This is a genomic window from Novipirellula caenicola (genome assembly GCF_039545035.1).
GTDB classification, from domain to species: Bacteria; Planctomycetota; Planctomycetia; order Pirellulales; family Pirellulaceae; genus Novipirellula; species Novipirellula caenicola.
In genome coordinates this window covers 1-13,351 of record NZ_BAABRO010000039.1, presented here as the reverse complement: position 1 = coordinate 13,351, position 13,351 = coordinate 1, and the positions used below count along the sequence as shown (strand labels likewise).

Annotated in this window: 7 protein-coding genes and 2 tRNA genes; 3 read left to right on the top strand and 6 right to left on the bottom strand. The window is 55.9% G+C overall.

The window, feature by feature from the left end:
• Positions 1 to 287: 287 nt before the first annotated feature.
• Complete coding sequence (locus ABEA92_RS30770) at positions 288 to 1,031, bottom strand: arginyltransferase (RefSeq protein ID WP_345689620.1); 744 nt, start codon at positions 1,029 to 1,031, stop codon at positions 288 to 290.
• A 272-nt stretch (positions 1,032 to 1,303) separates the two neighbouring features.
• Positions 1,304 to 2,662, bottom strand: coding sequence for a DUF1598 domain-containing protein (locus tag ABEA92_RS30765; protein ID WP_425572528.1), 1,359 nt, complete (start codon positions 2,660 to 2,662; stop codon positions 1,304 to 1,306).
• Positions 2,663 to 3,684: 1,022 nt separating this feature from the next.
• On the opposite strand from ABEA92_RS30765, the gene gnd reads away from it, so the two are divergent.
• Positions 3,685 to 5,166 (top strand): decarboxylating NADP(+)-dependent phosphogluconate dehydrogenase, encoded by a 1,482-nt coding sequence (gene gnd, locus ABEA92_RS30760; RefSeq protein WP_345689616.1) that lies wholly within the window; start codon positions 3,685 to 3,687, stop codon positions 5,164 to 5,166.
• Between the two features lie 281 nt (positions 5,167 to 5,447).
• Here the strand turns inward: gnd and ABEA92_RS30755 are convergent, their stop codons facing one another.
• The 4 genes from ABEA92_RS30755 to ABEA92_RS30740 all read right to left on the bottom strand — a co-directional run bounded on the left by ABEA92_RS30755 (position 5,448) and on the right by ABEA92_RS30740 (position 11,505).
• Positions 5,448 to 7,061, bottom strand: a complete 1,614-nt coding sequence (locus tag ABEA92_RS30755) for an alpha/beta hydrolase (RefSeq protein WP_345689614.1) — start codon at positions 7,059 to 7,061, stop codon at positions 5,448 to 5,450.
• 901 nt (positions 7,062 to 7,962) lie between these two features.
• Entirely contained in the window at positions 7,963 to 8,574 is a 612-nt protein-coding gene (locus tag ABEA92_RS30750) for a hypothetical protein (RefSeq protein WP_345689612.1), read from the bottom strand.
• A gap of 86 nt (positions 8,575 to 8,660) precedes the next feature.
• Positions 8,661 to 9,089 (bottom strand): hypothetical protein, encoded by a 429-nt coding sequence (locus tag ABEA92_RS30745; RefSeq protein ID WP_345689610.1) that lies wholly within the window; start codon positions 9,087 to 9,089, stop codon positions 8,661 to 8,663.
• 406 nt (positions 9,090 to 9,495) lie between these two features.
• Positions 9,496 to 11,505 carry a redoxin domain-containing protein gene (locus tag ABEA92_RS30740; protein ID WP_345689608.1) on the bottom strand — a complete coding sequence of 670 codons (2,010 nt, stop codon included), beginning with the start codon at positions 11,503 to 11,505 and terminating at the stop codon, positions 9,496 to 9,498.
• 710 nt (positions 11,506 to 12,215) lie between these two features.
• Here ABEA92_RS30740 and ABEA92_RS30735 point away from each other — a divergent pair.
• Positions 12,216 to 12,289, top strand: a tRNA-Ile gene (locus ABEA92_RS30735).
• Positions 12,290 to 12,389: 100 nt separating this feature from the next.
• Positions 12,390 to 12,462 (top strand) — tRNA-Ala (locus tag ABEA92_RS30730).
• Positions 12,463 to 13,351 lie beyond the last annotated feature (889 nt).

Genomic DNA, 13,351 nt, shown 5'->3' with positions numbered 1-13,351 from the left:
CACAGAACGACGCTGACACAGGAGCCCCCCTGCGTCCTTCAGTACTGCGCATCGGGGGCTTCCATCGAATCAAAATTTAACTTTTTGATAAGCGGCTATTGCCGAATTCTAACACGGTCGCTCCCAGGGGGAGGGTGAATGACTTTACCTCCCCTTTGGGGAGGTCAGAGTCGGCGGTAGCCGGATCTGGGTGGGGCTCGGGGTGTTGAAATGGACCGTGCAAGCGTCGTTTCACCACCCTCCCCGGCCGCTTTCAGCGGCCGAACCTCCCGGAGGGAGGGTGAATGTTAACTCTCGTCGAAATCGATCCAGTTGCCTTCGATCAGTCGCTGCTGCGGCTTGAACCGGGACTTGTAATTCAGATGATCGTTTTCGGCCACGTACATGCCCAGGTAAACGTAGCGGCGGTTGGTCGCTCGCGCCCATTCAATTTGTTTCAACACCGCATAGGTCCCCAGACTGTACCGACTGTGTTCAGGCCGAAAGTGCGTGTAGACGGCCGACGTACTTTCGCGGCCCAGGTCCACAATCGAAATCGCAATCAGTTCACCGTCTTTCCAAATCGACAACTCTCGAGTTTGGCAGCACGAGTCGGCTAGGAAGGATCGATAAGCGTCTTCGTCGACCGGCTCGTCGCTGAGTCCCAAATTTCGGACTTGTCGATGTTGGTTAAAGATTTCAACACGCAGCGAATCGACACTTGGTGGATTCCATTGACAATACAAATCTTGATCGCCTCGCCGCAGCACCCGCTTGAACGATTTTGATAGCCGAAAGGTGGTGACATCGATCCGCGTGGGTCGACATTCGTGGCAGGCGGGGCACTGGGTGCGATAGACAAAGTCGCCGCTACGACGAAACCCCATCACCAACATTTGATCGGTAATTTCCGGGGTGACGTTGCCGATCGGCAGCCTCAGCGGCATCCTGGCGACGGCTTCGTCGAGATAGGGACACGGCTGCAATTGGTCCTGGACCACGACGAGCCGACACTCGTCGTTGGGCATGCGAAATTCACTGGGCCGATTCATGAGCATTCCGTACCGGTGCGTTGGGGAGCGATAGCACGGAATTTATCATACGCCCGCCAAGCGTCATTGGCGCGGTCGAATGAGCTTTTACAGCGGCGGATGGAGTGGATCTTGCTTGAGATCCTTAGGTGACGCGGGTGTGATAGATGAGGCCGGTGTGATAGATGAGGCCGGTGTGATCACAGGCCAGAGCATCGACAGGCTGGAAGCCAATTCCACATTTGTTGGAAGTATCGCGACTTTCGCTACGGGGGACGGTGGCAAACCGGGGATCAGTCCCACCACCATTGGCCTTCCGTTAGACCGGTGGGGCCCGCTTGGCTGCGAGTTTTCACGACGCGGCCGTCGGTGTCTTTGCTGACGTGCTCAGCTTTCAGAGCTTGTCGCGGCTGGACGTTCACGCCACCACCGAGCGGTGTCATCAAAGTGTTGCCACGCCACACGGCGTTCACGGCAGTTTCAACTTGCTCTGGAGCGGTGTAGGTTTCGACGGGAACCATCGTTTCGTCTAGAAGTACCGGCATCGACCAATCGGCTTGACCATAAAAATCTTGCTCTTGGATGTAGGCGGCGGCGACAGCGACGTCGATCAATTGAGCAAGCTCGGCATAGATGCGAACCTTTTTCGCGATCTCAGGATACGCTGTCGTGAAATCCTTGCAGAACGTTTGACTGGCGCGGTTCACCTTGCCTGCGATCTGCATCCGACGTCCATCGGCAACACGTTCGTTGGCACCAACCAGCTCAACACCACGCTCGTTGATTCGCATCGCCAAGCCATCTTCGCTGACCGAGATCGCGTCGTAGTTGGGCTGAAAATACCAACGCTCCATCGCGTTAGAAGCGATGACGTTTGGATTCGCTCGATCGACGTAACTTTGCAGTCGGACGGGAAGTCGCTCCAATCCAATGCCAACCAACTTCATGCGATAATCGGCTTCGACTAACACACGAGCAAAGTGGGTGGAGTTGGGAATGCCTTTGATCGTTACGGTTTGCAGTCCCAAGTTGTCTTTCAGCCCCATCGCCAATCGCTCGGCGTCACTGGGTTGGACGCGGCCGTGAACCGAGGCCAAGAATCGCTGCATCCGCTGCAGTCCTTCGGTCGTCGGATCGATCGAAACGCTGATCAGCGAAGTGGGTTTCGCTCCTGGAGCGTAAGCTCGCAGCGCGGTCACCAGATCTTCGAGCAAAACGGTCGGCTTTCCAGACTGGATGCCCACCAAGCGGTCGGTGGGATCGGCGACAAATCCTTCGGCGGGACCCGCGACGACGATATCTTTGGTGTCGGGATAGAAAAAGACGTACTCGAGCGAGGTCAGACCGGCCAGTGCCTTCATGTCCTCGGGAATCGTCCCATCCGCTTCGATCTGCTTGGCGATCGCCGCTTCGAGTCGATTGAGTGATACTTTTCGCAATTTGCTCGTCTGCATCACGCCGGTGTCGGCATGATTGCGAGCTTCGATCAGCCGTTGGTTGGCCAAACGAGGATCAAATTGTTTGACCTTCAAGATGCCCTGAGCATCCACGTCGACCCCCGCCAACTGTGTCTGGGCCGAAACCTGGCCGGTTCCCAAAGAGAACAGGGCGGCGAAAACAACGAGGGCAGCAATACGATTTGTTTTGTTCATCACTCAGCCTGAAGAGGCGACTTTGCGAAAAGATGGGTGAATTGCGCAGCTTAAGAAGCTCGCGTCCTTTGACAATAATCGCAGCGAGGCACTGCATCAACAAACGAAAGCAGGATATCAGGTAATCCGACACGGATTGGGCAAGTTTTGCCTGTTGCAGCGAATGTGCAAGGCCCGGGACGAGTCCGCTGAGGCCTGTTGGGGGGAGTGTGCAAGCGTGGATTCACCGGCCTTCGCCTGGAATCCGCAATCACCTCCCCGCTGGGGAGGTCAGAGTCGGCGGTAGCCGGATCTGGGTGGGGCTCGAAGTGTTAGAAATGGTCGCTGCCAGTTCAAGGTCCCTAGCCCTCCCCGGCCGCATCCGGCGGCCGACCCTCCCACAGGGAGGGTAAATTCACGCTTTACCTCCCTTCTGGGGAGGTCAGAGACGGCGGTAGCCGGCTCTGGGTGGGGCTCGGAGTGTTAGAAATGGACGCTGCCAGTTCAAGGTCGCTAGCCCTCCCCAGCCGCATCCAGCGGCCGACCCTCCCACAGGGAGGGTAAATCCGTGTTTCACCTCCCTTCTGGGGAGGTCAGAGTCGGCGGCAGCCGGATCTGGGTGGGGCTTGAAGTGTTAGAAATGGACGCTGCCAGTTCAAGGTCCCTAGCCCTCCCCGGCCGCTTGGCGGCCGACCCACCCACAGGGAGGGTGAATTCGTGTTTCACCTCCCCGCTGGGGAGGTCAGAGTCGGCGGCAGCCGGATCTGGGTGGGGCTCGAAGTGTTAGAAATGGACGCTGCCGGTTCAAGGTCCCTAGCCCTCCCCGGCCGCATCCAGCGGCCGACCCTCCCGCAGGGAGGGTGAATTTGATCGCTACGCTCCCCCTCTCCGTGTCTACCCTCTCCGTGTCTCCCCCTCTGGCTCACTCCTCACTCCTCACTCAATCCCACTTCCCCCACTGTCGGATCTTCCCCGCTAGGCCCCCAGCGTCTAAAATCCGCCGAAACATTCAACAAGACACCTTCTCGAACTCTGGAAAAATTATGAGCGGCGATTGCGATTTTGGCCTCATCGGATTGGCAGTGATGGGCGAAAACCTGGCTTTGAACGTCGAAAGTCGCGGCTACAAAGTCGCCGTCTACAATCGGACAACCGAGAAAGTTGACGAGCTGATCAACGGTCGTGCCAAAGGCAAAAATTTTGTCGGCACTCACACGATCGAAGAGTTTGTCAAATCGGTCAAACGGCCTCGTAAATTGATGATGTTGGTCAAGGCAGGCCCCGCGGTTGACGCGATCATCGACCAATTGATCCCACTATGCGAGCCTGGCGACATCATCATCGATGGTGGTAACACGCATTACGCCGATACCGAGCGACGAACCAAGAAGGTCGAAGAAGCGGGATTGCTGTTCTGTGGCTGCGGCGTTTCCGGTGGCGAAGAAGGCGCGTTGTTGGGCCCAAGTATGATGCCTGGCGGCAGCGAAGCGGCTTGGCCCGAAGTCAAAGAGATGTTCCAAGCGATCTCGGCCAAGGTCGGACCGAATGACGACATCCCTTGTTGCGAATGGGTTGGCCCTCGCGGTGCCGGTCACTACGTCAAAATGGTCCACAACGGGATCGAGTACGGCGACATGCAACTGATTTGCGAAGGCTACCAGTTGCTTCGCGAAGTCGGCGGACTGTCCAACGACGAACTGTATGACGTGTTCGACAAATGGAACCAAGGTGACTTGTCGAGCTACTTGATCGAAATCAGCCGCGATATTTTCAGCGTCAAAGACGACCAAGGTGGTGACGGCTACCTCGTCGACAAGATCTTGGACGTTGCCGGTGCCAAAGGAACCGGAAAATGGATGAGCCAATTGGCACTGGATCTCGGCGTGCCTAGCACGTTGGTCACGACCGCCGTGTTCGCTCGCGGTTTGTCGGCTCAGAAAGAAGCTCGCGTGCGAGCCAGCAAAACGCTCAACGGTCCCTCCGAAGCATCCAACCCTGAGATGCGAGCGGCAGCAATGAAATTGGTCGGCGATCGCGAAGCCTTCATCGAAGCAGTCCGCCAAGCATTGTATGCATCGAAGATCGTCAGCTACGCTCAAGGTTTTGTGCAACTGCAAGCGGCATCGGCCGAGCACAAATGGGACCTCAACTACGGTGATTGTGCATTGCTGTGGCGTGGCGGTTGCATCATCCGCGCGGTCTTCTTGGATCGCATCAAGGAAGCGTTCGACGAGAACCCGAACCTGGAAAACTTGTTGTTGCACCCATTCTTTGAGAAGGCGGTCGAGAACGCCCAAGAGAAGTGGCGAGCCGTGGTCGCGGCGGCGTCGATCCTTGGCATCCCTGTGCCTGCGTTCAGCACCGCATTGTGCTACTACGACGGCTACCGGATGGCTCGTCTGCCAGCCAACATGCTGCAAGCCCAACGCGATTACTTTGGTGCTCACACCTACCAACGCACCGACATGGAAGGCACTTTCCACAGCGAATGGATCCAGCTGCGTAAGGCCCCCAAGAACTCGTAAGACAGAAGCTTTCGCACGATAAGAATTGCTTGTTGAAAACGATCAACCCAAGGTTCCGCTGATGCCGAGCCTTGGGTTCTTTTTGTGGAATTGGCTTCTAGCCTGTCATCGCAGGGACATCTTCTTTCAGCCCCCGCGAGCGTGGCTCATGGGTGAAGAAGACTTGAAATTGGTAAGGCTTGGCTTTTGCCAGACACGCTGGCGTGGGGACGATGCAGTTGCTTGATGACAGGCTGGAAGTCAATTCCACAGTTGCGTCTGATCACAAGCGGTAGCCCAACCTACCGCAGTGGAACGGGTGCTTGCTGGGCGAGTTGCCAGTAAATCAGCTCGCCGGCTTGTTTGGCGATCAACATGTTTCGCTGCGGTGCTGGCAAGCGTGAACGAACGAGCTCGTATAGGTCTCGCAACATCGATTCGTTGTCGCCGTAATAGCTGTGCCCGAGCAGGCTGAGGTCGATGCCGCTGACGTCAATCGTCTCGACGCCAGGAACCACTACGATGTTGTCGCCACTCTCACCGGCGCGTGGATAGCCGTGCACCTTCTTGGATGCGATCAACGCTTGATCGTCCGACGATGCGTACAGCGTGACTTGATTGGAAACATCCAACAGGGCAGGCGCCAAGTCGCGACGGAAGCGGTCGGCGTCAACGTCGGGAGCGGCCAGAACGATACGATCAAACGGAGCGGGCGCATCGATGGGCAGTTCCCAGCGGATTTGCTGCATCGCCGCCGTCATCGCTCGATTGCCCATACTGTGGGCGACGACATTGATCGATTTCGCGCCGGATTCTTCGGCCAGCTCGGTTAGAAACTGCTTCAAATGGGCGATCGTCCACTCCGAGTTGTTTTCGTCGATCGTGTACCCCATCAACGACGCTTGCGAGGGCCAGCTGTAGCAAACCGGGACGCCTTCGAAGGGAAGATCGACTGCGATTTGAGCGGTGCGCTGCACCGCTGCCTCGAAACCCACGTTGTAGCCATGAATGAACACCAACAAGTCTTGATCACTGGACTGGGCCACGGTTTCGGACAGACGTTGATGAAAGTCCGTTGCCGCAAGCTCCACCGCACTGGTCAAGACGATGTGATCGCGTTGATTCTCATGTAGCTCGAACTTCAACAGGCTTGGGCGTTCGACGAGTCCGCGGCGGTGTGAATCGGGCACCGTGACTTCGCAGATGCCGCGAACCAAAGTGCCTCGGTCGCCCAAATAGGTAACCCCATGCTTTTCGATATTGGCTTGCCCCATCGAAATGAATGCAGCGGCGAGACAAGCGGTCGCGGCCCCCATCATCGCTGCCAAACCACCGGTTCGCGTTCGGCCTCGCATCCAATTCACTAGCGCAAACAAGAAAAGTGCGATCGAGACAACGGCGATCAGCTGGACAACTTGTTTTTGGCCGGTGATTTCATAATCCGCCAGCGACAACGGACCTCGCATCCGGTCGGTCGCATAGAAAACTTGGACGGTGGCATAACCCGCATCGGCATCGTGCTGAGTTCCCGCAGGAAGGCTTCTGCGAGTCTCAGCAGCGGCGGTTGCTTGCATCTGCATTGCCGGAGCTTGCATCTGCATTGCCTGCGGCGATTGCATCGCTCGCGGCTCCAACTGCATCGCTTGCGGTGATTGAAAACGGGCGTCCGGCTGGGGCGGTAGGACCGAGTATTCGGGCTGCGGAGCCGACTCGCGTCGCAAATCGGAATTGCTTTTCGCGATCGGTTCCGGGGATGGGGCCACAAACGAGTGTTCCGGATTGGAATTTGGAACGGTCTCGACAGCGGCTTCCTGATTCGCTTGCCAGCCGTCTGCTTCATTCGCTTGCTTCGATGAGCACCCCACCAACGTCATCAAAACGCAAAACGATCCTGCAATAGGGACTGGAAATCTCATCAGAGCCGACCTCGCTATTTTTATCGCGAAAACTGAAAAACTGAACGCTGCCTATAGCATCGAGGGGGGTGGGAAGTCGATGGCAATACGGTGTTTGGGGCGGGGAGGCAGGGAGACAAGGAGACAAGGAGTGAGGAGTGAGGAGTGAGGAGTGAGGAGTGGGGAGTGGGGAGTGGGGAGTGAGGAGTGGGGAGTGGGGAGTGGGGAGTGGGGAGTGGGGAGTGGGCGTAGCGGAAGTCGTGGAGACTTTCGGGCCGACGGGGATGGAGACGACGATGCGCCGCGGTAGGCAGACGGCTGGGGGAGCGGGGGGCGATGCCAGTTTGGGATGCGTTAGCCGATGACTGGCCGGTTTCTGCGGCCGAGGCTCCCAGAGGGAGGGTGAACTCAACTTCACCTCCCCAGTGGGGAGGTCAGAGTCGGCGGTAGCCGGCTCTGGGTGGGGCTCGGGGTGTTAGAAATGGACCGTGCAAGCAGTGTTTCACCACCCTCCCGGCCGCCCCCTGCGGCCGACCCTCCCAGAGGGAGGGTATTCAAGGTCACCTCCCCGCTGGGGAGGTCAGAGTCGGCGGTAGCCGGCTCTGGGTGGGGTTCGGAGTGTTAGAAATGGAGGGTGCAAGCATGGTTTCACCACCCTCCCCGGCCGCTTCCTGCGGCCGACCCTCCCGGAGGGAGGGTGAATTCAACTTCACCTCCCCGCCGGGGAGGTCAGAGTCGGCGGTAGCCGGCTCTGGGTGGGGCTCGGGGTGTTAGAAGTGGACGGTGCAAGCATGGTTTCACCACCCTCCCCGGCCGCTTCCTGCGGCCGACCCTCCCGGAGGGAGGGTAAATTTTTTCTCTCCCTCTCTCCCTCTCTCCCTCTCTCCCTCTCTCCCTCTCTCCGTGTCTCCGTGTCTCCCTCTCACACGCGGTCTCGTGACGCGCGGGCGGCGGACTCGATCAGGTCCAACTTTTTCTGTAGCGTGGGAAACTGGACCGCCATCGCGACGAAACAGAATCCGATCATCACCAGATGGATCAGGTTCCCGTCCAACATCATTAATACCGCATTGATCACCGCGGCTCCTTCGGCCAGTGCCATGCCGACGATCATTCGCGTCTGAGATGTCGCTAACAACTCGCTGATTCCCGAAGTGATCTTCATCGATTCCTGCACCGGTACATCGACCTCTTCCCCCGTCGATGCGAATTGCCGAATCGCCATCGCTTTGATCATCTTGTTAGCCATAAACGATGCAAAACAACCGCCAAAAGCAGCTATCGCGCCGATGGCCACCATCACCATGTCATTGTCAGCGGTCGGATCGGCGGGCGGTCCGTCAGCAGGCCCTCCATTGCCGGACACGATGCCTAGGTAGCCCATGATGGCGGTGATGAATAACACGCCTTGGATCAAGGCAAACGCGATTATCTGGCCAGTGCGAAGATGAGCTTTTAAGTCGACTTGATTGCCGCTGGTGCTCTCCGAGGCTGAAGACGCGAGATACGGATTTTGAATAGGAGTTCGATTCATGTTTTCGTTTGTCGTGAGCTCATTCGCGTGAAGAACGGTTTCGATTTACCCGTTGGCGTCGATCCCTACGGTTACTTAATCAACCGTTATTCAATCAGCACAGCCAAGTAATTGATGAATCGGTCATCCCCCTCGGCGTCGCGATCGAACTGCATCGCTTGCTCGCACAACCCTTTGACCGCGGTGCGAAAATCGCGGAGTTTGACGTCAGGACGATCGGCGATCCGTTGCAATTGATCGACCAAACGACGCGCCGAATCCACCGCTGGCGAGGATCCTCGCAACACGGCGCGGAGTGCGGAAACGACTTGCGGATCACGACAACTTTGATCCGAACGAGTGAACGCAATCACTTCTGCGACGACCAGTGCTGTCACATCGGGCTGGTTGGCCGACTGCTTCGCCGCCGCCGATGGATGCGGCGACGCATTCGGCGGGGCACTGCTATTGGGTCGTCGACTGCGACGCCGATCGGCCTGTTTTAAACGACGAAGAAGATCATCTCGCTTAGCCATCGTGCCTGTTGCTCGTTACAAAAGTGACTTCAATGAAAAGGGGGCGCCGCTATCTTTCACACAGCGTGCTCCGAGACAAGTTGCTCTACTACTAGACGCGTCTCTGAGTCGGGTTAACCGCCTTGAAATGGGAGCGTCTCAAAGCTTAGTGCGGGCCCCCGCTCAAACCGTGGATGCCTATTTGTCCCGCTACAAAGTCCGCCCGCCCGACTTATGTATCATTAAACCTGAAACGCCGTAGGAAGTGTTGCTGCGAACAAAAATATCACAAACGAAAAAAGCCGCCTGAATCTCGGCACGAGATTCAGGCGGCTTGGTCGAGATCGTTTTCGTCGCGGCTGATCGGGGCCAGCTCGATCGCTCAAACTTGATTCCCCCGCTTCAATACGACAGAGAATCGGGCCGGTTATTTAGCCAATTTGTCGAGTTCCGATTCCAGTTCGGCGGCGCGAACGTTATGGCGAACCACCCGTCCTCGATCGTCGATCAACATCATGGTCGGCAACGTTTGAACGCCAAATGTTTTTGCCAAGTCGCTCGATTCGAGCCCTCCATCGTCAAACAATTGGATCCATGGCAACGGGTTCTGCTTCAAGAATCCCTTGGCCATTTCGCTGGTAGCATCAACGTTCACACCGACCAACACCAAGCCCGCTTTCTGGTAGCGTGCTTGCAGAGCTCGCAGCAATTTCATGTCCTGTTTGCACGGTTCGCACCAGGTCGCCCAGTAATGCAGAACGACGGGACGTCCACGCAGTTGCGACAGACGGAATGGCTTTCCATCGATCGAATTCCCTTGCAAATCGATGACTTTTCCGACCGACTCAAGTCGTCGAACGGCGCCTTCGGCCTTCTCGGCGGTATCGGTGCCGGGGAACGCTGCTGCCACTTTTTTGTAGTAGCCCAGTGCGTCTTTTTCCTTGTCTTCGAACTCTTTGCTGAGTGCAAGTTGCAACATCGCTTGAGCCGATTCAGGCATCCGTGGATAGCGATCGACAAACTCGGTCAGCGTTTCCAAATACCATTTTTGGACCTCGGCAAAATCCGCATCCGGGGTTTGCCGCTGTGCGTACTGGGCACCGATCAACATGTATTCCGCGTAAGCTCGCAGCGATTCATTGTTGTCGCCAAGCGAACGAGCGATCGATTGCAACTGCTTGATTCCATCGGGATAAACGCCGCTTTGGGTGGCCATACTGACGGTGTCGACCAATTGGCGAGTCCAGGCATCTCGGTCCTCGGGATTGGTGGTCGATTTAATCAATCGCGAGACCAATTGAGTCCTCGCTTCGTGCAGTTTCGCCAAGTCCTTGGGGTTGCTTGTCGAGGCAAGTTTGCGATCGATCTCTTCCAGATCGGTAACCAATTGTTGAGATTGAGCTCCTAGCCCCGAGTCAAGCGAGGCAGCCGATTGAGCCAGCCCGCCAGGCGTGAAAAAATTGCCGGACGATTGAGCCACCGCGTCGCCACCTTCGCCTACCGAAGGCAAATCAACGATCCGCCACGCGTCGTTCACACGAATGATCGTGCCAACCAACAATTGTCCGTTGCCGGTTGCGTCTTCGAACATGGCAACCGCGTTTTCGTACACCGTGATGTCCGAAGTCGATCCATCGGTTCCACTGGGAACAACACCGGGAGTGGCCGCAGCAAACTGAACCCATTTCGCGTCGCGCCCAACCGCTTTTTGCCGTTTGGCAAAGTCGGAAAAGTCTTTCGCCGCACGTGACGCCTTGCTGGCCAAACGGCGAACGGTATCACTGCCCAATCCGATGGACTCGAGGTCTTTGCCGGTCGCCAACAGTCGAGCAAACCGGCCGGCATCGCGATCAGCCAATGCCGAGACGACTTCGGCGGTCACCTCTTCGGGCGAAATTTGTTTCCAGGAATCGATTTTTCCGTCTTCGTTTTCGTCGATCCCCCAACGCGTTCCGGCGGTACCGAGCCAACGGTATTGATCGGCCTTGGTGTTATAGTCGCGGTCAATGTCACGATAGACCTCGACGCCAAATTTGAAATAACACCACAAGTCGACTTTATTGTCGCCGTTGGTGTCGGCAAAACGGCGAAGCAACGTGCCGTCACCGGACCGTACTTCCCAGCCTGACCAATCGTTGTATTCCAAGTCGGTGACGGTGCAATTTGCCACCTCGGATGGCTCAACCACTTCGTAATCCACGTCGGCTTGAACCGGTTTCAATTGCAACGCGTCTTTCGCCGACGGCGTCGCAGCGGCTGCGGTTTGAACGCCAAGCCATCCGCCCACCAACAAGCCTGTGGCGATGCGGGCTGCGGTAGTCGATACCGTGCGATCGGCGTTCGAAAACGGGCTTTTCAGCTTGTGAATCAAATCAACCACGCGTGCGACGCGGGCTTTGCATCGTAGAGGTCGTACGGAGCGAGGAAGATCCTTCATGCCAAACATTCCATCATAGAGTCTTGGGAGGGGGAGGGAGTACCGTCAGCAACCGAGCATCCATATTTTCAGCAAGGCTAGTAGACGGAGTCACAGACAATCGCCGGATCTTTCCGGTCTTTAGGTTTTGCAGCAATACCAGTTATTGTGCACGAACCTTACCTTCGGTGGGAATGTCGATTTTCTTGAAGGAGTCAGCGAAAGCAACCAAGGGTCAGGTCCCAGCGAGGGGGATTTAGTCAAAAGCGGGATCGCGACCAAGCATGGCGTGGCAAGAATGGGAAATGGGATGGCGAAAACTTCGCCCCTTTTCAGCCGTCAATCCCGCGGTCGATCGCGGTACTTTGTCTTTTGCAACTTGGAATCTTGCTCAAAAATTGCGAGAATCTTGATGGAAAGGTTAAGAGTTGGCAGGCGGTGGGCCGAAGAAAAGGATTCCCAAGCGGGATGAGACTCTCGGCAACGAATCACGCAGTATTTTGTCGTGCCAAAACACGGAAAAATACGGCAGTTGGCGGAGTCTCGAGCAAAAAAGCGGCCAAATTTGTCAGTTCGAGGTGTGTATTCCCTTTGACAGCCAAATTAGTTTGCGTAAACTTTGCCCCTCTTGGAACTTTGTGGCAACAAACCAAGGCCGCAAACCGAGTAACAAGAGGTGCCTTGAAGCAGTGTCGATTGCTTGCAATCTTCATCCTGGTTCAACACCGTTCGGGCGTATAGCTCAGTTGGTTAGAGCGCGTCGCTGATAACGACGAGGTCCCAGATTCGAGTTCTGGTACGCCCACTTTGAGAAGGAAGTGAACAAGAAGGAAGCGTGAAGCACGAAAAGAGGAATTTGACCTCTTTACAATTCACTCTTCACCCTTACACTTCCGACTTCCCATGGGGGTATAGCTCAGTTGGGAGAGCGCCTGCTTTGCACGCAGGAGGCCGTCGGTTCAAGTCCGTCTACCTCCACTAACCATGGTCTCGAAAGAGATTGTGGTGAAGTGAAAGATACAAAAGTGTCCTGTGAATCATTCTTCTTGAAAGATTCACGCGGCACGAACAAAATCTAAACTTTTCCATCAACTGAGGTTGACCCAAAGTTTTAGATCGCTATCTTTCCCTTCTCGCCTGAGAGACACGTCTGAAGGCCGCCAAACGCGGCAAAAAACGGGACTCTCAAGCGAATCAACCGAACTTCAAGAAACTTTAAAAAACATCTTGAAACGCGGTTGACGAAGAAAACACTCGACAGTATTCTTCGCCCTCACTTGTGAACGACCGGCTGACGCCAAGAACGGAACGCAATTTGCTTGCGAGCCAAAAACTGGCATCAACCGGCTGCTCACAAGGCAGCGTCCGTTGCACTATCGACTTACCCTCGAACGCAACGCATTGATATTTGACAATTTGGTTGTTTGGTAGTTGGCATCTGAAAGAGCACTACACTCGCTATTAGAGCAGTTCAGCTCGGGACTCGGTCTCGGGAGGCTCTGTTTCAAACGCGAGAGAAGTGAAAACAAGTTCTGAGAAGCGTTGCCAACGCCTGGATTCGATTCACGCAGTTTTACTGTGCGGGTCGCGATCGAAAGCGTTGGCGAGAATGTATTCTTATAGGATTCTGTGCAACGTGATTGCTGCAGTCAGTGAAGTCGACTCTTCGGAGTTGGCCGAGTTAAAGCAGCAGTCACCACATGTGATATCGTTAATCATAGAAACCAACGATATTTCGCGTTCAATTGTGGTTAAACACATTTGAGTTCGGGATTTCGATGGCCAATCTATTAAGGGCACATGGGGGATGTCTTGGCGTTAGAAGAATGAAGGGCGTGGAAGTCTGCGAAATGCCTGGGGGAGCTGA

Bases quoted from the DNA above. Each gene is read 5' to 3' on its own strand.
- ABEA92_RS30745 (WP_345689610.1), bottom strand. From the start codon at position 9,089: ATGGCTAAGCGAGATGATCTTCTTCGTCGTTTAAAACAGGCCGATCGG.
- ABEA92_RS30750 (WP_345689612.1), bottom strand. From the start codon at position 8,574: ATGAATCGAACTCCTATTCAAAATCCGTATCTCGCGTCTTCAGCCTCG.
- ABEA92_RS30765 (WP_425572528.1), bottom strand. From the start codon at position 2,662: ATGAACAAAACAAATCGTATTGCTGCCCTCGTTGTTTTCGCCGCCCTG.
- ABEA92_RS30740 (WP_345689608.1), bottom strand. From the start codon at position 11,505: ATGAAGGATCTTCCTCGCTCCGTACGACCTCTACGATGCAAAGCCCGC.
- ABEA92_RS30755 (WP_345689614.1), bottom strand. From the start codon at position 7,061: ATGAGATTTCCAGTCCCTATTGCAGGATCGTTTTGCGTTTTGATGACG.
- ABEA92_RS30770 (WP_345689620.1), bottom strand. From the start codon at position 1,031: ATGAATCGGCCCAGTGAATTTCGCATGCCCAACGACGAGTGTCGGCTC.
- gnd (WP_345689616.1), top strand. From the start codon at position 3,685: ATGAGCGGCGATTGCGATTTTGGCCTCATCGGATTGGCAGTGATGGGC.